The 20019-nt window shown below is 67.4% G+C and carries 17 protein-coding genes; 7 read left to right on the top strand and 10 right to left on the bottom strand.

What is annotated here, in order from left to right; translation table 11 throughout:
* The first annotated feature begins 160 nt into the window (after positions 1-160).
* Positions 161-793: a hypothetical protein gene (locus AC07EG_RS21735; protein WP_478254955.1), complete on the top strand. Its 633-nt coding sequence runs from the start codon at positions 161-163 to the stop codon at positions 791-793.
* A 56-nt stretch (positions 794-849) separates the two neighbouring features.
* On the opposite strand, the gene AC07EG_RS21730 is transcribed toward AC07EG_RS21735, so the two are convergent.
* Both AC07EG_RS21730 and AC07EG_RS21725 read right to left on the bottom strand, forming a co-directional pair.
* Positions 850-1389, bottom strand: a complete 540-nt coding sequence (locus AC07EG_RS21730) for a GNAT family N-acetyltransferase (RefSeq protein WP_478254954.1) — start codon at positions 1387-1389, stop codon at positions 850-852.
* 25 nt (positions 1390-1414) lie between these two features.
* Positions 1415-2728 carry a helix-turn-helix domain-containing protein gene (locus AC07EG_RS21725; protein WP_478254953.1) on the bottom strand — a complete coding sequence of 438 codons (1314 nt, stop codon included), beginning with the start codon at positions 2726-2728 and terminating at the stop codon, positions 1415-1417.
* A 1228-nt stretch (positions 2729-3956) separates the two neighbouring features.
* On the opposite strand from AC07EG_RS21725, the gene AC07EG_RS21720 reads away from it, so the two are divergent.
* From AC07EG_RS21720 to AC07EG_RS21700, 5 genes are all read left to right on the top strand, one after another.
* Complete coding sequence (locus tag AC07EG_RS21720; RefSeq protein WP_478254952.1) at positions 3957-4643, top strand: LytTR family DNA-binding domain-containing protein; 687 nt, start codon at positions 3957-3959, stop codon at positions 4641-4643.
* A 173-nt stretch (positions 4644-4816) separates the two neighbouring features.
* Positions 4817-5062 (top strand): hypothetical protein, encoded by a 246-nt coding sequence (locus AC07EG_RS21715; protein WP_478254951.1) that lies wholly within the window; start codon positions 4817-4819, stop codon positions 5060-5062.
* Between the two features lie 28 nt (positions 5063-5090).
* On the top strand, positions 5091-6083 hold the full coding sequence (gene tgmB, locus AC07EG_RS21710; RefSeq protein WP_478254950.1) for an ATP-grasp ribosomal peptide maturase: 993 nt from the start codon (positions 5091-5093) through the stop codon (positions 6081-6083).
* Positions 6076-7251 (top strand): methyltransferase domain-containing protein, encoded by a 1176-nt coding sequence (locus tag AC07EG_RS21705; protein ID WP_478254949.1) that lies wholly within the window; start codon positions 6076-6078, stop codon positions 7249-7251. Before tgmB ends, AC07EG_RS21705 begins: the two co-directional genes overlap by 8 nt.
* A gap of 179 nt (positions 7252-7430) precedes the next feature.
* Positions 7431-8366, top strand: coding sequence for a helix-turn-helix domain-containing protein (locus AC07EG_RS21700; RefSeq protein ID WP_478254948.1), 936 nt, complete (start codon positions 7431-7433; stop codon positions 8364-8366).
* A 207-nt stretch (positions 8367-8573) separates the two neighbouring features.
* Here AC07EG_RS21700 and AC07EG_RS21695 read toward each other — a convergent pair whose 3' ends face one another.
* Genes AC07EG_RS21695 through AC07EG_RS21665 form a run of 7 tightly spaced genes read right to left on the bottom strand, consistent with a single transcriptional unit; the run spans position 8574 to position 18831 of the window.
* Positions 8574-10409: an exo-alpha-sialidase gene (locus tag AC07EG_RS21695; RefSeq protein ID WP_478254947.1), complete on the bottom strand. Its 1836-nt coding sequence runs from the start codon at positions 10407-10409 to the stop codon at positions 8574-8576.
* Positions 10406-12406, bottom strand: a complete 2001-nt coding sequence (locus AC07EG_RS21690) for a beta-galactosidase (protein WP_478254946.1) — start codon at positions 12404-12406, stop codon at positions 10406-10408. Before AC07EG_RS21690 ends, AC07EG_RS21695 begins: the two co-directional genes overlap by 4 nt.
* Complete coding sequence (locus tag AC07EG_RS21685; protein ID WP_478254945.1) at positions 12406-13335, bottom strand: dihydrodipicolinate synthase family protein; 930 nt, start codon at positions 13333-13335, stop codon at positions 12406-12408. The genes AC07EG_RS21690 and AC07EG_RS21685 overlap by 1 nt, the downstream gene beginning before the upstream one ends.
* Positions 13332-14321 (bottom strand): oligopeptide/dipeptide ABC transporter ATP-binding protein, encoded by a 990-nt coding sequence (locus AC07EG_RS21680; RefSeq protein WP_478254944.1) that lies wholly within the window; start codon positions 14319-14321, stop codon positions 13332-13334. The genes AC07EG_RS21685 and AC07EG_RS21680 overlap by 4 nt, the downstream gene beginning before the upstream one ends.
* Positions 14318-16246, bottom strand: coding sequence for a dipeptide/oligopeptide/nickel ABC transporter permease/ATP-binding protein (locus AC07EG_RS21675; RefSeq protein ID WP_478254943.1), 1929 nt, complete (start codon positions 16244-16246; stop codon positions 14318-14320). Before AC07EG_RS21675 ends, AC07EG_RS21680 begins: the two co-directional genes overlap by 4 nt.
* On the bottom strand, positions 16243-17202 hold the full coding sequence (locus AC07EG_RS21670; RefSeq protein WP_478254942.1) for an ABC transporter permease: 960 nt from the start codon (positions 17200-17202) through the stop codon (positions 16243-16245). The genes AC07EG_RS21675 and AC07EG_RS21670 overlap by 4 nt, the downstream gene beginning before the upstream one ends.
* Before the next feature lie 12 nt (positions 17203-17214).
* A complete protein-coding gene (locus AC07EG_RS21665; protein ID WP_478254941.1) occupies positions 17215-18831 on the bottom strand; it encodes an ABC transporter substrate-binding protein in 1617 nt (538 codons plus the stop codon).
* 165 nt (positions 18832-18996) lie between these two features.
* Between AC07EG_RS21665 and AC07EG_RS21660 the strand changes: the two genes are divergently transcribed.
* Positions 18997-19704: a FadR/GntR family transcriptional regulator gene (locus AC07EG_RS21660; RefSeq protein ID WP_478254940.1), complete on the top strand. Its 708-nt coding sequence runs from the start codon at positions 18997-18999 to the stop codon at positions 19702-19704.
* Here AC07EG_RS21660 and AC07EG_RS21655 read toward each other — a convergent pair.
* On the bottom strand, positions 19687-19968 hold the full coding sequence (locus tag AC07EG_RS21655; protein WP_478254939.1) for a DUF1883 domain-containing protein: 282 nt from the start codon (positions 19966-19968) through the stop codon (positions 19687-19689). The two genes, AC07EG_RS21660 and AC07EG_RS21655, sit on opposite strands and share 18 nt — an antisense overlap.
* Positions 19969-20019: the final 51 nt, after the last annotated feature.

Below are 20019 nucleotides of genomic sequence, written 5' to 3'. Positions count from 1 at the left end.
GCACGTATTCGCAGCGAACGCCACCGCACCTGGGGCCAGCGCGTCACACACGCCGCCTGACCAACCCGGCCAACCTATGTGGTCACAGCACTAGCTGCGGTATCCACCGCCTACTCCCTCTCGCCCATCGTCGCCACCATCCGTGAGGAGCACGCTCGCCATGCAGGCAGCCACCCCGCAGGTTGAACCGGCCGAATCCCGGTTCGCCCGGCTCGGCACCGAGATTCTGGCCCCCTGGATCTGGGTCCTCGGCCTTCCCATCGTCGTCGCCTGGCGAGCCACCGAGTACCACCCCGCCGAGACGCTGCTGTGGGGCTTGCTCGTCGGCGTCACCGGCTCGCTCATCCCCATGGCGGTCATCGTGCGCGGTGCCCGCCAGGGCCGATGGGACAGCCACCACGTCACCAACCGGACCGGGCGCCTCATCCCCTTCACGGCCTGCATCGGCTCGCTGGCCACCGGCTTCCTCGTCCTCATCCTCGGCGGCGCCCCGTACCAACTGACCGCTCTTGCCGCCGCGATGCTCGGCAGCCTGGTCGTCAGTGTCGCTGTCACCTTCGGCCTGCGGCTCAAGGTCTCCATGCACGCGGCCGTTGCCCTTGGCGCCGTGCTCACCCTGGCGATCACCTACAGCACCCCGCTCATGCTGCTGCTCCTGGCACTGGTGGCCTGGGTGTGCTGGTCACGCATCAGCCTGCGCCACCACACTCTCGCCGAGATCACCGGTGGCCTGCTCATCGGCCTGGTAACCGGTGGAGGCGGCTACTGGTTGGCGATCCAACTGCTTGCCTGAACGCCTGGGGGAGTTTCGGGTGGCGTTCGATGCCCAGCGGAAGTGGAACTCCTTGCCTAGCCGTACCGCCATTCGTCTTCAAGCACCGAGTACAAGAGGGAGTCACGCCAAGCGCCGTTGGTGAAGACGTGGTCTCGAAGAACACCTTCGTGAATGAAACCCAGTTTCTTCACTACGGCGATCGAAGCGTGATTATCAGGGCCAATCGCAGCCGTGACACGATGGAGGCCGAGCTGGTGGAACCCGAAGCTCGTCATGGCTTTGGCTGCGTCGGTGGCGTATCCCCTTCCCCAGTGTTCCGCAGCGACGGCATAGCCGAGCTTGGCCGCCTTCGTACCCGACAACGCCAGGCGGCAGAATCCCACAAGACGAGAATCATCCAGCGGCGTGACCGCCAAGTAGTACTCGACCCGCGGCTCTGCGGAACTGCGTTCGACCGCACCAGCGATCATGTCCCTTGCCTGCTCTCGTGTGCGGCTATCGAAAGAAAGGAATCTCGTAACTCTGTCGTTGCCGATAATGTTGAATACGTCGTCAGCATCGTCAGCGCGGAACTCCCGCAACTGCACCGAATCGGAACTGAGATGAACACCCATTCACACGAGACCTTTCTAGTGCCTGCTACTGCGGCAGGGCGAGCCTTTGAGCAGCGAAGGACGACATCGAGTCGTCGAGTTCAGCGGCAACGCGACCTTCAAGTTGTCGCGCGTTGAGGTTTTGCTGCACACGGTGGACTGCGGAGACCACGCCGTGAGTCCGCTGAGCAGGCGGCAGCTCTAGGACATTGGACATGGCCTCCAAGGCTCCGTCGTACTGAGCCTGTTCCATCCTGGCGATTGCGAGCGCGCACCAAGTGCCGGCCACGTCCCCGAACGGTCGCTCGACTGCGGGCGCTTGATCATACTCCGCGATCGCATCGAGCGCCGTTCGTTCGGCTTGCATTGCCATCTCAGGCCCTGCCCACGCAAGCGCCTCAGCCGCGTAATACAGCTGACGGGATCGCTTGAATGTGCATAGCCCGCCCAGTTCGTCCAAGTCGTCCGGGCGTACTACTTCACGTGCCGCGTCCGCTCGGCCTACCGCCGCCTGGGCTGACTCGATGTCCCCGAGAGCGGCGAGGGAACGTGCCTCGCCAGCAGCAAGCCAGACCGCAGACGTGTTGCGGCTTCGCTCTGCCGATTGGGCACCCTCCTTGGCATACCTGACAGAGGCATTGTAGTTGCCTGCCCAATAAGAAATGAGAGACTGGAGTCCGCGTACCCAGGTTTTGAGACCATCATGTCCGGCGTTCTCCGCCGAGGTGTAAGCGACCCGCGCTTGTGTCATGGCCTCTTCCGAGGCCCCGAGATCATGCGAAGCCCGAGCCATCAGGCCAGAAGCGACTCCGGCCAGAAGGTAAAGATCGCGGGTTTGCGCTGGCTTTTGGTGCCCCTCAAGCAGGTGAAAAACCTGAGCTTGTGTGTTGCTCATCGTGTCGAGAATGGCTGATAGCGGCTCAACCTGATAGCGGACGGTCAGACTGCGGACGTCGTCCGCCAGCTGGTCCAAAGTCTCAGACCCCACGTTACTTGCCTCCGTCCTGTGCAGAAACTGCCGTGCGCGCTCTGCACTCATTGCGATGACTCGTCCTTGCCAGTCGGGCTCGCCCAGCGAGCTGGCCAGCTCGGGTTGGGTGGCACGCCGAACCAGGCCACTGCCGTGCGGCGGCCCCAGCAACCGGTCCGCGGACTCGCCGAAGATCTGTTCCAGAGCAGCTTGACCGTGATGGAACGGCACCGACTTGAGCTCGCCATTTCGCCAGCGATACACCTGTCGGTCCGAGACCTCAACACCGCCACTGAGTTCTCTGAACCGCTTACGAACGTCTCCGACTGACATGTGCCGTTGCTGCATCAGCTGCTCAAGGCGCGTGCGGGGAAGACCTTCTACTTCCATCCCACCTCCTTGCTGTCGATCTCCAGGCTAAGGGCTGGTGGCTCCCCATCGAACCGACGCAAGGCGAGAAGGCAGAAGAAGGCAGAGGACGTCAACGTCGTGTCGTACCGAAGTCAGACGACTGGGGTACAGCCTGTGACTGATCACTAGACGCCCTGTGACCAGCGGCTTCGCCTATAGGAGGTTCGGATGCGGCGACAGTGCGCACACCTTGCAGCGTGCACGAGGCCCGTCACCTCGGCTCACCCTGGTTCGCGGGCCTTCAGTCGATCGAAGCAGCCCGGTGGTCAGGTTCCCCGGCCCGAGTTGGCCCTGACCACCGGGTGTCGCCGCGACGCGTCGTTCGAGCAAGAGTCGAGCTGCGCCCGTCGCGCGTTGGGCACCGGCAGACGCTTGTCGGAGGCCCTTGACGGCTGGGTTCCCGGAGGCGCGGACGTACCCAGTCGCACCACCTGGCTGACGCGGTCGGTGACTTCGACCCGGCCGCGCCAGCCAGGTCCACCCCGCGGCTCGGATCGGGAGTACCGATGACCACTATCGGACACGCAGCGGTTTCCGCTGAGAGGCCAGAGACCAGACTCGACCAGGCCGACGCAGGTTGGTTCGAGCCCGTGAAGGACGGAACCCTCGATCTGCCGAGCCCTCGCGACGAGATCGAGACCAAGGACGCGACTGCGGAGCAGTCAGCTCGAACGAACATTCGCCGAGTGCCGAGCCCTTACCCAAGGTCGTTCAAGGCGAAATCGGGCACCATTGCACGCGGCTTAGCGAATCGAAACTTAATTCACGTAGTCGACAGCCTTACTGTCACTCTATCGCACGGTCGCGAAATTCTAGTAATTGCGCATTGCGGCGTGATGGCTGCGGTTAACTCGGATCCAATTAGCGCGAAGGATGAGCAATGTCCGAAGTGTCGGCCATGGCCACAGGAGAATCAATGAGCAGCCAGGCGGTCTCGGCGCTTGTTATCGCTAGATTGCGTCGCGTAAATACCTTGGGGGCAATAGTCGGCGAAACACGACGAAGCGTTCACATGTTTCCCGCTCGACCACCTTCGCCCGGCGCGACCACTGAAGTGGTATCCCTCTGTGGCAGCACCTTTGAAATCGCAGATCTGGAAATTCTTGGGAAATTCAAGGGCATGCCTTGTCCGTATTGCGTTAACTTGGCCCGCCAAGAGGGCAGATAGAGATATTTGCGCGGATAGAACTGGAATCACCCAGAAACTATGACTAATCGAAGTGAGCGTGTTAAGGCTCGCGTCGAACAAGACGTGTTTCTTGTCGAGCCCGTGCGCCTATTTGCGATGTGCAGCCTCTGGGGAGACCAATGGAAAACACTACGCGTAATAGCTGACGAGACTTGCATTCCAGAAGTGGTCCTACTGGATCAATTAACTCATCTGCGAATGGTTGGCTATGCACGATCGAGATCCAGCGTTTTTGGTTATCAATATCGAATAACTTCGGCGGGACAAGATCGGTTAAGTGGGCACCTGCTGGCGTTGGATAATCTTCGCGATGAAGCCGCGGTGCTTTGCGGAGACACTGTCCGAGGCGATTTGAACTTGAACTCGCTTCCTGTAGTTACCGTCTACCCTACAAGTCCGGCTCGGTTCATACGAAGATCCGACGTCATATTCGTTGAGGCAACTGACGACCATGTTCGTTTGCATACATTCGCGGGTACGCATACTGCAAGACTGCCAATTCTCACCTTGTCGCGCGCCTGGGAGCAGGCCGGGTTCGTCCGCGTGCACCCAAAATATCTGCTTGACGCGTCGGCGGTGCACGAATTGAACCGCATGCATAGAGAAAACAAATACTTCGCCCGGACCAAGCTGGGATATGTTCCTGTTAGTCCAAACCGGGTTCAGGAGCTGAAGCGCAGGATGAAATTCACACTAGGACCGTAGCAGGAATGGAGGGCGACATCGCAATTCAAACTGAGTGGATCGAATATGCTAGTTCGAATACCGTCAAGTCCTCAATCGGAGAGTGAGTGAAAATGGCTACTCGCATTAGCGTGCAACCCGCGTTCAATGGAATAACAAGGAACCTTCCGGAAAGGAAAATGATGGCGACACGAATGGCATTCACGGACGCGGACGAACGATTCGGACTCGGGGTTCGCAGGGGCTTCGTGCCGACCGCCGAGTCGATTTCAGACACCGAGGCAACCCCCTTCGGGCTCATGCTGCGGACCGCTCCGCGCAACGTTGTCTCCGCGCATTCCGCGAACGGCCTCACGATGGCCACCGAGAGCGTGACGGAGCAATCCACGGACGGCAACGACGAAGGCGACACCCGGTACGACATCGCCAACGACATCTGACATCACGAGCAAAGGACTCGTCAACGCCATGAACCTCGAATCATTCCCCGCGGCCGACACCGTGCTGGTGCTCACCGAGCCGAGCGACAAATCGGCTGATCTAGTTGTTCGGCAACTGGAACGTCGAGACGTACAGGTCGTTCGAGCGGACACCGGCGATTTCCCGCTCTCGCTGAGTGTGAGCGCCTGGTTCGACGGCTCCTGGCACGGCGACATCCGCACTCCGGGCGGATCGGTCGGCCTGCGCGACATCCGCAGCGTGTATGTCCGCAGGCCGACCGCGTTCACCTTCCCAGAGGCGATGAATGACGCTGAGCAACGGTTCGCCGCCCGCGAAGCCCGCCGGGGGTTCGGTGGTCTTCTCATGAGCCTGCCGTGGTGCTCATGGGTGAACCACCCATCCAGGGCCGCGGACGCGGAGTACAAACCGCTCCAGCTCGCCACCGCCGCGGCGTGCGGGCTGCACGTGCCACGCACAGCGGTCTCCAACGTCCCAGGCGACGCTGCCGAACACAGCGCCCGCCTGGGCGGCTCGGTCGTCTACAAGACGCTCTCGGGCGCGTCCGTGCCCGACGGCCAGCGTGTGTCGCTGGTGTACACCACCCCGGTCACCGTCTCGCAGATGTCTGACCTCCGGGTCGCGCTCACTGCGCACCAGTTCCAGGAGCGCGTGCCCAAGGTGCGAGACGTGCGCGCGACCGTGGTGGGCAAGCGAGTGTTCGCGGCGAACATCCTGGTGGACGACGAGACCGCCGGTGAGCTGCTGGACTGGCGCGCGGACTACAAAGCACTGCGTTACGAACCCGTGGATCTTCCCGAAAGCGTCGAGTCGTCGCTCCTGAAGATGACCGACCAGCTCGGGCTGAGCTTCGCAGCGGCGGATTTCGTCGTAACAGCCGACGACATGCACTACTTCGTCGACTTGAACCCGAGCGGGCAGTGGGGCTGGATAGAGGACGCGACAGCGCTTCCCATCGCGGATGCCATCGCCGAGCTGCTGGCAGGGGGAAGTGGTGACTGACGTGATCGAGCAGGATGGCCGCCTGCATCACCTGGCCGGCGAGCTGAACCGAGCACTCATCGACCACCTCTTGGCCACCGGCAGGCTGACTGCACGCGCTTGGCGAGATGCCTTCGAGGCCACCCGCCGACACCTGTTCGCGCCGCGGTTCACCCTCCCGGACAACCTGGGCGGCCAAGTACTCGACGTCGCCGACCAGGCCCGGCGAGAGGAATGGCTTCGCGCCGTCTACTACGACGAGGCGTTACTCACCGTTATCGATGAGCGCAACGTGGTCACCACGTCGTGTTCGGCGCCATCGGTGGTAGCCACCATGCTGGAGGCCAGCCAGGCTTCCGAGGGCGACGCCGTACTGGAGATCGGAACCGGAACCGGGTGGATGGCCGGCTTACTCTCCCGCCGTCTAGGCCCGAACGCGGTCACCTCCGTGGACATCGACCCGCGATGCGTCACCGAGGCACGGAAGCGACTCGATCACCTCGGCCTGGACCCGACGCTCGCCGTGGCAGACGGGTACCTCGGCTACCCGACTCGAGCACCCTACGACCGCATCATCGCCACAGCAGCCCTGCGGCAGGTGCCGCCACACTGGCTTCGTCAAGTACGGCCAGGAGGCACCATCCTGACCGACCTGCGCGGCGACTTCGCCGGCAACCTCGCCCGCCTCACCGTGGACTCCGACCAGTCCGCCCACGGCCGCTTCCTGCCCGAAACCGTGAACTTCATGCCACTGCGCAGCGAAGAACTCACGCCCCGGGAGTCGCCCAACCTGGCCTCGCGCGCGGTCAGCGCACCGGGCGAGACCCGGAGCACCAACCTCCTGCCTGCCCAGCTCCGAAAACGTGAATTCGCCTTCCTCGCGCAACTGGCCATGCCGGGTACACGGGCCGGTCGGACACGAATCAAGGGCGGTCCGATGTACTTCTGCCTCACCGACTCGCGCAGCGAGTCCTGGGCGCGCGTGAACATCGAAGGCATCACCGGCGAGGAGAGCCAAGTCACCCAGAGCGGCCACCGACACCTGTGGGACGAGCTAGAGGCCGCCCACGAGTTGTGGAACCGACTCGCACGGCCACGCCCGGAGGACTTCACGATCACCATCACCCCGCCGGGTGGCCAGGTCATACGTCATCCGGACTCGGACACTCAGTGGTCCCTGCCGCTGTAACCGTCTGCCACCTCATCCGTTCGGCCAACCACCAGCTTCGACCCGCGCGGATGTTGTGGCAACGCCCTGAACGATCTGCCCTCCCCTCTATCGCCGCAGACCTTCGACCTGCGGGGATAGAGGGAGATGGCTTCAGTGCATAAGTCGCAACCTGACGTACCCATCAGAACAGGAGCGGAGTGGACAGCAAGCACTCCTCACGAAGCAACCCGTCCTTCGGCACCACAACAGACCTCGTACCGACCTTCACCATCTCGGGTCCTCGGCCCGACCTCGGCGCGTTGTTCGAACAACTCCGTAAGCGGGCGGGCGTCTCCCGTGAGGATGCCGCTGACATCCTCGGGTGCACATCGTCGAAGATCGGCGATCTGGAACTCGCGCGCTCGCGGCCGAAACCAGCCGAGGCGGAACGTCTACTGATCAGTTACGGCGTTCCAGAAGCGGAGCGTGACCGGATCCTGGCGCACGTGCGGCAGGCTAAACCCAGACGCAGTGTCTATGGCAACTACACGCCTCCGAAGCGGCTTCGCCGCATCGTTGAACTCGAAGCTCAAGCCGTCGCAGCTTGCTACTACTCCGGAGACGTGATACCGCCGCTCCTGCAAGTGCGGTCCTACGCCGAGGCTTTCAGCGCATCCACCGAGCCGACTATCTATAAGGCCGCGAACCTGGCGAACTTCCACCTCGCCCGCCAACACATTCTCCACAGGCCCCACGACAGGCCGCCATTGCGATACCGCTGCTACCTCGGCGAGGCCGTGCTGAACGTCAAGATCGGCAGCGAAGCCGCCATGCGCGAGCAACTTGCTCACCTCCGCGACCTCGCCATGGATTTGCCGAACTTCGAGCTACGCCTCATACCGTTCAACGTCGGCAGCCACCCACTCCTGGGTTTCTCCGCGACGCTCTACTACTTCAAGAAACCAGCCCCGCCACGGCTCGTCTCCGAGGTCGCTGGCTACACCTTCGCGCGCGCCAACGCACAGTCAGCACGGCAGCCGATCGAGGCATTCGACCAACTGGCGACGAAGGCCCTCAGCCGTGAAGACACTCTCAACCACCTGCTAGCCCGGCTCAACCCCCCGCCCCCGGCCCGTCACCTACTGGGCAGCTAGCTCGTGCTCGGGGGACCCTCCACTCTCGTCCCGGCCTGGCCAACTAGCCAGGCCGGGACGAGAGTGCCGCCATCGGAGCTCCTCTTCAGAGCTACTCTGACCTGCGGTTACAGTCTCCCGGCAATTAGTAGGTCAGTCGCAACTTGACATCCCCAGCCTTGACGAAGCGATCTCCGCCGTAGTCACACTAAAAGAGCGGGGTGGGGCTCACTCCCGGGAAACCCGGTCCAGCGGCAACCGCACCACCAACCCGTCCGCCCCCACCGCATTCCGCACCCGGATCCCCTCCAGCTCAGCATCCGACAACGCCCGCCGGTAGAACCGGATCTCGTCCAGGTCCCCGGTCCACCGCTGCGTGTTGTCCAGCCGCTGCCCCACGATGAACTGCCACGAAACCGTCTGCCCCACCGCCCCAGCCGGTGCCGTGCCCGCGGCTGCCTCGCCGCCGTCGACGGTCAGCGTCAGCCGGCCCCCGGTCCGGCGCAGTGCGACGTGGTGCCAAAGCTGGTCGTCGTAGGCACCGGCCGTGGTGATGGTCCTGGTGCCGCCCGTCGTGGTCATGGTGGCGACCAGCCGGTCCAGCCGGGGCTCGGCCCGCAGCCACACCTGCGGCGCGGTGCCGCCCATGCCACCCAGCCAGGTCAGCACCTGATCACCCTGACCGCCGTAGCGGAACCAGCCGCTCCAGGTGAAGTCACCGGTACCCGGCAACTGGGCGCTGTCGTAGGGCACCCGCAGGTACCCGCCCAGGCGCAGCGCCCGCCCGAACCGGCCGTCCACCACGGACGAACCGCCGACCACCGTCGCATCCGAGTGCCGTCGTGAGAGGTCCGGAGTGGACGGTCCAGGAGGGTTCTGCCAACCCAGGTGCTCCTCGCCGAACCGCGCGAACCGGATCTCGTCACGCGCGTCCACCGGGCCACCCTCGTACATCAGCCCGATCTCCACCGCACGCGACGAAGGACCGCTGATCTGCACCAGATCCGAGTACCCGGACCAGTCCGAGGTCAGCCGCGTCCCCTGTTCCACGGTCTCCCAGCTGCGCCCGCCGTCGTAGGACGAGCGGATCATCATCCACCGCCGCCGGTCGGTGTCCGACGGCGACGAGAACAGCAGCCGCTCGGGCTTGCCGGGCCGTTGCAGCCGCAGCACCGAACCCTGCACGATCGGCGTCACCAGATCCGGGATGGTGGTGAACGGTGTGCTGAAGGATTCCCCGCCGTCCCGGCTGAGCGCGAAGGTCCGGTTCCCGACATCGGTCCCGCCCTGCTCGCGCCCGGCCGCGTAGACCGAGCCGTCCGCCAGTTCCGCGACGCTGATCTCCTGCGGTTTCTGCGTGTACGTACCACCAACCGGGTGCGGGAAGTTGTTCAGCGCCCCGATCTCCCAGCTGTCCCCGTGGTCGTCGCTGTAGACGAGCGCCGCGTGGTTCTCCACCGAATCGGTACCGCTCGCGGTTTCCGCGTTCACGCCGAACACCAAACGCCCGGCGTGCGGGCCCTTTTCCAGCTGGATGCCGTGCACGGGACCCGAGGCGTACCACGCCGTCCACTCCGGACGCTTGACCTGCGCGCCGATGTCCCGCGGCACCGACCACGTCTTCCCGTCGTCGTCGCTGTGCTGCTGGTGCGGGAAGCGCGGGCACGGGATGGCGCAGCCCTTGTCGTCGTCACGCCCCGCGTTGTGGGTGCTGATCAGCACGATCCGCCCGGTCTGCCGGTCCACGACCGGCACCGGGTTGCCGTGGGTGTCACCGTCACCGGAGTCCACCACCTGCATGGGGGACCAGGTGCGCCCGCCGTCCTCGGACCGCTTGAGCACCAGGTCGATGTCACCGGTGTCACCGCAGTTGTCCACCCGGCCCTCGGCGAAGGCGAGCAGCGTGCCGCGCACGGTCTTCACGATCGCGGGGATCCGGAAGCAGGCGTACCCCGGATCCTGCGACGCCTTGAACAGCACCTGCTGCTCGACCGCGGGCGCCGCGGTGGCGGGCACCGCGAAACCCGCCAGCAGCAGGCAAACCAGGAACAGCGCACGTCTCACGACTTCCTCCTCAGCACGGCGACCCCACGCGAGGCGAGCGCGACCGAGTCCAGCTCGGCCCCGGGATCACCCAGCAGATCCGGTGCCGCCTCGGGCAGCGGCACGGTGACCTCGGTGGTGTTGTGGTTCAGCAGGATCAGGTACCGGTGCTCGCCACCCCGGCGGACCACGGCCTGCACCCCGTCCGGCAGGCCCGGCAGCACCGGAGCGGCCGACGCCTCCGCCGTGATCCGGTCGAACAGGGCTCTCATGCCGCCGGCGTCCGGCCGGGTCGCCAGGTACCACGCGACCCCGGAACCGAACTCGTGCCGGGTCACCGCCGGACGCCCGTCCAGCTCACCACCGGAAAAACCGGCGATCACCTCGGCGCCTTCGAGTTCGACCCATTCCGACCACAGCGTCGCACCGGTCTCCGTCCCGTCACCGAACCGGAGCGCGGCCGAACCGCCGTCGGGCAGCGGCCAGAACTCGTCCACCCGCAAGCCGAGGAGGTCACGCAGCGGTGCGGGATAACCGCCGAGGTACGCGCGGTCGCAGCCGTCCACGATGCCCGAGAAGAACGACACCACCAGGTGCCCTCCCCGCTCGACGTAGCGGCGCAGGTTCGCCGCGACCGCCTCGTCCATCAGGTACAGGTTCGGCACCACCACGAGCCGGTAGGCCGACAGGTCGGCCGACGGGTGCCGCACGTCGCAGGTGATCCCGGCGTCGAAGAGCGGGGCGTAGTGCGCCAGTTGCGTTTCCAGGTGGTCGAGGTCACCGGACGGGTGCGAGTTCAGCTCCAGCGCCCACCAGTTCTCCCAGTCGTGCAGCAGCGCCACCCCGGCGTCGACGGTGGTGCCCGCCAGTTCCGAGACCGTGGCCAGTTCCCGGCCGAGCGTGCTGACCTCGCGCCAGGTACGGGTTTCGCGGCCCCCGTGCGGCACCATCGCCGAGTGGAACTTCTCCGCGCCACCGCTGGTCTGCCGCCACTGGAAGAACAGGATCGCGTCGGCGCCCCCGGCCACCGCCTGCCAGCTGCCCAGCCGCATCGCGCCGGGGGGCTTGGGGCTGTTGCGGTTGCGCCAGTTCACCGCGCTGGGCGCCTGCTCCAGCAGCATCCACGGCTTGCCGCCCTTGAGCGAGCGCACCAGGTCGTAGGCGAAGGCGGCCTCGACGTGGGAGCGCGGGTCGTACGGGTCGGGGTAGGAGTCGAGGCTGACCACGTCCTCGTGCGGCACCCAGCGGTGCCAGTCCAGCGACTTCTGCACCCGGCCGACGAAGTTCGTGGTGATCGGCACGTCCGGGGTGAGCCGCCGCAGCACCCGCTGCTCGGCCAGGAAGCAGCCGAGCGAGGCGTCCGAGGAGAACCGGTGGAAGTCCAGCTGCTGCGCCGGGTTCGGAAAGGTCGGGGCCACCCGCGGCGGGTACACCTCGGCCCAGTCGTCGTACCGCTGCGACCAGAACGTGGTGCTCCAGGCGGTGTTCAGCGCGTCGATGCCGCCGTAGCGCCCGGCCAGCCAGCGCCGGAAGTCCGCCGCCGAGTTGTCGCAGTAGCAGGCGCGGACGTGGCAGCCGTACTCGTTGCCGATGTGCCACACCGACAGCGCCGGGTGGTCGCCGTAGCGGGTGGCGACCTGCTCGGTCAACCGGGTGGCGTGGTGCCGGAACACCTCGCTGGACGGGCAGAACTGCTGGCGCGCCCCGGCGGACAGGCGGGTGCCGTCCGCCCGCACCGGCAGCACCTCGGGGTGCAGGTGGGTCAGCCACGGCGGGGGAGAGGCGGTCATCGTGGCCAGGCACACCTCGATCCCGGCGTCGCCGAGCTTGTCCATCACCGTGTCGAACCAGCCGAAGTCGTACTCACCGGGCCGCGGTTCGACCTTGGCCCAGGAGAACACCCCCGCGGTCACCATGGTCACCCCGGACTCGGCCATCAGCTCGATGTCCTCGTCCCACACCTCGGCGGACCAGTGCTCGGGGTTGTAGTCCGCGCCGTAGTGGATCCCGCCGGACATCAGACCAGCCCCGATTCGGCGAGCTTCTCCTTGATCTGCAGCAGTTCCCCGTCGTCCAGCGGCAGCTGCGGCGGCGCCATCACCGCGTTGTCGATGAACCCGCGCAGCTTCATCGCCGCCTTGAACGCGCCGAGCGCGGCCGAACCCCGGCCCATCCGCGCGGGCGGCGACACGTCGGTGATGGTGAACAGGCGCAGCAGGCGTTCCTGGATCTCCCGCGCGGCGTCCGGCTCCCCGGCCCGCACGTGCCGGTAGATGGCCACGTAGGCGTCCGGGTCGACGTTGGCCAGGCCGGGCACCACCCCGTCGGCGCCCATCGCCAGCGCCGCGTCCACCACCAGCTCCGACCCGGTGAACACGGCGAACGAGTCCAGCCCGCGTTCCTTCTTGCCCAGCAGCACGAACCGGAACCCGGCCTCGTCGCCGCTGGAGTCCTTCAGCCCGGCGAGCACGCCGTCGGCGGCCAGCCGCAGCACCATCTCGCGGTCCAGGCGGTTGTGCACGGCCATCGGGATGTCGTAGGCGAAGATGGGCAGCTCGGTCCGCTCGCGGATCATCCGCAGGTGCCGCTCGATCTCGGCCACGTGCGTGCGGGTGTAGTAGGGCGCGGTCACCACGATCGCGTCGGCACCGGCGGCCTCGGCGTCGCGGACGTGCTCGAGCACGCGCAGGGTGGTCATGTCGATGCACCCGGCCAGCACCGGCACCCGGCCGGCGGCCTGCTCCACCGCGGTCTCCAGCACCACGCGGCGGTGCGCGTCCGGGAAGAAGGGCACCTCACCGGAGGAGCCGAGCACGAAGATCCCGTGCACACCGGCGGTCAGCTGGGCGTCGATGTGCCGCCGGAACGAGGCGGTGTCGATGGTCCAGTCGTCGTGCAGCGGGGTGCACAGGGGCGGGATGACCCCGGCGAACTGCGTGGCGGTCATGATGGGCTCACTCCGATGGTCTCGGCGGGTTTTTCCGGGTGGATGCAGCGGTAGGTGTGGCCGGGGGAACCGGTGGACAGCGGGGGCACGGCGGCGGCGCAGGCTTCGGTGGCCTTCGGGCACCGCGTGCGGAACACGCAGCCGCTCGGCGGCGCGGTCGCCGAGGGCACCGGCCCGCTGAGCACGATCGGCTCGACCGGGTTCAGCAGGCTCGGCGTGGCCGAGAACAACGCCCCGGTGTACGGGTGCCTGGCCGCGTGCGGCAGTTCGGTGGCGGGCGCCTCTTCGACCACGCGCCCCAGGTACATGGTCACGATGCGATCGCTCATCTTGCGCACGGTCTGGATGTCGTGGGAGACGAAGACCATCGCCAGGCCGAGCTGCTCGCGCAGGTCGATGAGCAGGTTCAGGATCTGCGCGCGCACCGAGACGTCCAGCGCCGAGGTCGGCTCGTCGGCCACCAGCAGCGCCGGTTCCAGCGCCAGCGCCCTGGCGATGGCCACGCGCTGCCGCTGCCCGCCGGAGAGCTGGCCCGGCACCGCGTCCGCGACGCTGTCCGGCAGGCCGACCAGCGACATCAGCTCCCGCACGCGTTCGGAGCGCGAAGCCTTGGTGCCCACGCGGTGCACGTCGAGCGGGTCGCGGATGATCCGCGAGACCGCCAGCCGCCGGTTCAGCGCGGTGGCCGGGTCCTGGAAGACCAGGCCGACGTCGCGGCCGAACCGCCCGGCCCGGTCCGCGGGGCTCATCTCCCACAGCGAGTCGCCGCGGTAGCGGACCGTGCCGGCGGTCGGCCGTTGCAGGCCGACGATCACCTTGGCCAGGGTGGACTTGCCGCAGCCGGACTCGCCCACCACGCCCACGGTCTCGCCGGGGTTCAGCTCCAGGCTCGCGTCGGTCAGCGCGTACACCGCGGCCCGGCCGAACAGCCGGTCCCCGGCGATCCGGTGCACCACGTGCACCCCGTCGAGTTCGAGCAGGCTCACGACCGCGCTCCTTCGCTGAGCAGGGCTTCTTCGTCGACCTCGGCCGGGAAGTGGCAGGCCACCTGGTGCCGCGTGGCCTCGCCGCCGAGGACCGGTGCCTCGGTGCGGCAGCGGGCGCGGGCGGCCGGGCAGCGGTCGGCGAAGCGGCAGCCCGCCGGGAACTCGGCCGGTGCGGGCACCACGCCCTTGATCTGGGTGAGCCGCGCCCGGCTCTCCTCCAGGGAGAGCACCGCGCTGAGCAGCCCGCGGGTGTAGTGGTGGCGGGGCGCGCCGACCACCCGCGCGGTCGTGCCGGTCTCGGCGACCTGGCCGCCGTACATCACCACCACGCGGTCGGCCACCTCGGAAACCAGCGCGAGGTCGTGCGAAACCAGGATCAGCGCGAAGCCGAGTTCCTCCTGGAGCCGCAGCAGCAGCGAGATGATCTGCGCCTGCACCGTGACGTCCAGGGCGGTGGTCGGCTCGTCCGCGACGATCAGCTTGGGGCTGCGGGACAGCGCCATCGCGATCAGCACCCGCTGGCGCTGCCCGCCGGACAGCTCGTGCGGATAGGCCCGCAGCGTCCGCTGCGGATCGAGGTTGACCAGTTCCAGCAGTTCGGCCGGGGTGCGGGTGCCGCCGCGCCGGGTGAACTGCTTGAGCTGCGCGCGGATGGTCATCGCCGGGTTCAGCGAGCTGAGCGCGTCCTGGTAGATCATCGAGATGTCGTGCCCGAGGTGGCGCCGCCGGTCCGCGGGCCGCAGCGCGAGCAGGTCCCGCTGGGCGAACCGGAGCCGGCCGGACACCCTGGCCGTGCGGGGTTGCAGGCCCATGATGGACAGCGAGGTCAGCGACTTGCCGCAGCCCGACTCGCCGATCAGGCCGAGCACCTCACCCGCCCGCACCGAGAAGGAGACCCCGGCCACCACGTCGACCCCGTTGTGCCGGTCCGGGAACGAGATCGCCAGGTTTTCCACCTCGAGCACGGCCGGTTTGCCGTCGAGGTCCCGCTCGCCGGCCGAAAGCCGGGTGCCGACCTCGCGCAGGCCCGAAATGGGCAGCACCGGTTCGGTGTTCTCCGCCGCCTCTTCCAGCGCGACCTCCTTGGCCGCGCGGCCCGCCTTCGCGCTGCGGGCCGACGGCGCCGCCCACGCGTCGGAGATGCCCTCGGACAGCACGTTCAGCGCCAGCACGGTCAGCAGGATCATCAGCCCGGGGAACACCGTCGCCCACCAGCCGCCGATCAGCACCAGGTCCTTGCCGTCGGAGAGCACCGAGCCCCACGACGGGTCCGGCGGCTGGATGCCGGCGCCGATGAACGACAGCGACGCCTCGAACACGATCGCCTCGGCCACCATCACCGTGCAGAACACCAGCACCGGTGCCGCGCAGTTGACCGCGACGTGCCGCACGAGGATGAACCGGCGCTTGGCGCCGATGACGCGTTCCGCGTCGACGTAGTCCTCGCCGTACTGCGCCAGCACGTTCGCCCGCACCACCCGCGCGATCGGCGGCGTGTTGACGAAGGCGATCGCCAGGACCAGCACGCCGATGCCGCGGCCGAACACCGCGACCAGCACGGCCGCCAGCGCGATGCCGGGGAAGGCCATCACCACGTCGAGGACCCGCATCAGCACCGCGTCGGTGCGGCGGCCCGCGGTCGCCGCGAGCGCGCCGATCAGCGCTCCGGCCACCAGCGCGAGCGCGGTCGCGCCGAGGCCGATCGCCAGCGACCACCGGGTGCCGGCGACCAGGCGGGAGAAGATGTCCCGGCCGGACTGGTCGGTGCCGAACCAGTGCCCGCCGGCCGGTCCGCCGGAGTCGGTGCTCAGCGCGTTCGGGTCGTGCGTGGTCAGCAGGTCGCCGAACACCGCGACCAGCACCAGCGCCGCCAGCAGCCCGCCGGCGATCCACGAAGCGGCGCCCAGCCGCTTCGCGCCGCTCACGCGTGGCTCCGCAGCCGCGGGTTCGCCAGCAGGTACAGCAGGTCGACGATCAGGTTCACCAGCACGAACCCGATCGCGATGGTGATCACGAAGCCCTGCACCTTGGCGGTGTCGCCGTCCTTGACGGCCTGGATCATGTTCTGCCCCATTCCCGGCAGCGCGAACATCGTCTCGATCACCACGGCGCCGCCGAGCAGGTAACCGACCCGGAGGCCGAGCACGGTGAGCGGGTTGACCAGCGCGTTGCGCAGCACGTTGCGCCCGACCACGACCACCGGCGGCAGCCCGCCGCCGCGGGCGGTCCGGACGTAGTCGCGGTCCAGTTCCTCCACCACGGAGGTGCGGATGATGCGGGTCAGCTGCGCCGCGACCGGCATGGCCAGCGCGATCGCGGGCAGCGCCATCGAGTTCAGCCAGCCGCCGAACGAATCGTTCATGCTGACGTAGCCGCTGGTCGGGAACAGGCCCGCACCCACGGCCAGCCACTGCACCAGCAGCAGCGCCACCCAGAACGCCGGTGCCGCCACCCCGGTCAGGGTGACCAGCCGGATCAGCTGGTCCGGCCACCGGTCGCGGAACAACGCCGAGGTGATGCCGAGCACCACCGCCAGCACCAGCGCGAGCACCAGGCCCATCAGGGTGAGCTGCACGGTCAGCGGCAGCGCGGTGGTGATGGTCTCGCCGACCGGCTGCTTGGTGATCACGCTGGTGCCGAAGTCACCCCGGAGCAGCTGCCCGACGAAGTGCACGTACTGCAGCGGCAGCGGATCGTTGAGGCCGTTGGCCTCCCGGAAGGCTTCGAGCTGCTCCTGGGTGGGATTGGCCCCCTCGAACGCGGCCAGCGCCGGGTCGGTGGGGGAGAACCGCATCACCACGAAGACAAAAAGGATGACGCCGAGCAGCAGCGGCACCAGGGCCAGCACGCGCCCGGCGAGCATCCGCAGGATGACGACCACGAGTGCGCCCCCTCAGACCGGCTTGGCCTGGTTGAGGTAGATGCCCGGATAACCCTGCGCCCGCACCCCGCTGATCGCCTTCGGGTCCCACGCGGTGCCCAGCTGGGTGAACACCACCGGGTAGATGACCGCGTGCTCGGAGATCAGGTCCAGCAGCTGCTTGGTCAGCGCGGCGCGCCTGCCGGGATCGACTTCGGCGGCGGCCTGGTTCTGCAGGGCCAGCACGGCCTGCGCGTCCGCGTCCGCCCACTTCGCGTAGGTCTTCATCAGCAGGGACTTCTCGTCGTAGTAGTAGCGGATGAGCAGGTCCGGGTCGTTGCCGAACTGCTGCGGGTTGTTCGTGGTCGCCACCACCTGGAAGTCCACCCCGGAGTCCAGCTTGCTGAACAGCGCCTTGGTGTCCTGGGAGTCCAGGGTGGTCTGCACGCCGATGGCGTCCCAGCCCTCCTTGATCACCTTCACGCAGTCGGCCACCAGTGAAGTGTTCGAAGTGGACAGTGAGATGCCCAGCCCGCTGACCCCCGCCTGCCGCAGCAGGTCCTTGGCCTTCTCCGGGTTGTAGGCGAAGTCGTGCACGGCGGGCTGCGAGGAGGGCAGCGCCGGGTTGATGAACGAGGTGGCCGGGGTGCCCGCGCCCTTGAGGCCGATCTCCACCATCTTCCCGCCGTCGATGGCGTAGTGCAGTGCCTGGCGGACGAGCTTGTTGTCGAATGGTTTGTGCGTGGTGTTGAACAGCAGGAACAGGTTGTTGCCGCCGTCGGCGAATTCGACCGTGCGCCCGGCGGCCCGCAGCTGCTCGGTGTTCGCGGCGGGGATGTTCTCCACGATCTGCGCGTCCGGCGTCGCCCCGGAGATCGCGGCCACGCGGGGCGCGGCGTCGACGATCGATTTCCACAGCATCTTCTGGTAGGCCGCCGGGCGCGGGCCGTTGTAGTCGGCGAACTTCTCGAACGAGGTGTGGCTCAGCGGCGCCTGCTCGGTCACCCGGTACGGCCCGGAGCCGACCACCTTGCCGCTGGCCGCGTCCGCCCACCTGCCCTCGTACACGTGCTTCGGCACGATCTTGCAGGTCTGGATGCGGTCGAGCGCATACGGGAACGGGAACTTCAGCACGAATTCGACCGAGCGGTCACCGGTCTTGCGGACCTCCTGCAGCCAGTGCGCGAAGAACGCGTGCACCAGCACGTTCTCCTCCGGGTCGAGCGCGCGGGCGTAGGTGAACACCACGTCGTCGGCGACCACCGGCTGCCCGTCGTGCCACTTGGCGCCGTCACGCAGCTCGAACGCCAGCGTGGTGGCGTTGAGGTCGCCGGGCAGGGCCTTGGCCAGCGCGGGGAAGGGTTCGCGGGTGACCGGGTCGCCCTCCACCAGCGCTTCGTAGACGTGCAGGTTCGCCGCCATGGAGAACGCCGAGGCCGTCTGCAGCGGGTCCCACGACTGGTTGTTGCCGTAACCGAGCACGGCGGTGAGCGAGTCGGCCGAGTTGCCGGTCTTGTTGGTCGACGCCGGGCCGCCGCCGCAGGCGGCCAGCGCCGAGGAGAACGCCGCCGCGCCACCCGCGAGCGCGGTGTAGCGAAGCAGGTCGCGCCGGTTGAACCGGCGCGCGGATCCGATCGGGCTGTGGGGCATGGCGTCTCCCGGTGTGTGCACCAACGGCGATGGTGGTCATCGGACGTGGGATGTCCGACGTGGGCCGAACTGTAGGAGGCGCCGCGCGGCCCGGTCAAGGGGTCTTATGACGTACGATGTCCGACGCAACCAGCCGGTGACCGAACGTATCCGAGGAGACCTATCGTGGCGCGTCCCCAACGCGGTGCCGAGATCACCAGGCAGATCATCGATCTGATCGTCGAACGCGAGCTGCCGCCCGGCGCGCCGATGCCGACCGAGCTGAGCCTGATGGACGACCTCGGCGTCAGCCGCACCTCGGTCCGCGAGGCGATCAAGGCGTTGCAGGCGCTGGGCATCGTCGAGGTCCGGCACGGCCACGGCACCTTCGTCGGCTCCGGCGGCCCGGAGGCGCTGCAGACCTGGCTGATGTTCCGCACCCGCACCCGCGGCGACGTCGGCAGGCTGCGGGACCTGCTCGAACTGCGCGAGATGATCGAGACCGAGCTGACCCGCCGGGTGGCCACCAAGCACCGCCCGGAACTGATCGGCGAGCTGGAGGCGTGCGTGCGGCGGATGCGCCGCAGGGGCCCGGACGCCGCGGCGGCCGACCGGGAGTTCCACGACCTGCTCGGCGCGGAGGCGGGCTTCGCTCTCGCGCGCGAGCTGACCGGGTTGTTCTGGGACGTCTACCGCGCCACGGAAGCCGAGGTCGGCGGCCCGGCCTCGTCACCGGCGAGCACGGCGAAGCGGCACCAGAACATCGTCGACGCGCTGGTGCGCGGGGACGCCGAGGCCGCCGTCGAAGCCATGCACCGGCACTTCGACGAGGTGCGCAAGCGGGCCAACGCGGGCCCCTACGGCGGCTTCGGCGAGTCAACTCCGGGTTCTTGAGCGGGCCATGGTGACCTGGGGGTGGATCGGCCGGGGTTCGAGGCCGTCCACGTCCAGCACCAGGTACCAGTGGCTGGTGGTGGGCACGGAGATCTTGAACAGCGGGACCGTGGCCACGCCGCCGTGCATCCGGTAGAACTGCTTGCGCCGGTAGGCGGCGAAGTTGACCCGGGTGAGCAGGCGGACGTTCGCCATGGCGTTGAGCCGGACGGTGACCACGGTGTCGCGCTGCACGACGCCCAGGTCGAATATTTTCTGGTACAAGGTTCCCTCGATTCACCGCAACGGAAGATTTCGCTGGTTGGTGCGGTGAAT

The sequence above is a fragment of the Amycolatopsis sp. NPDC045836 genome (assembly GCF_056431745.1).
This window is presented reverse-complemented; position numbering and strand designations above follow the sequence as displayed.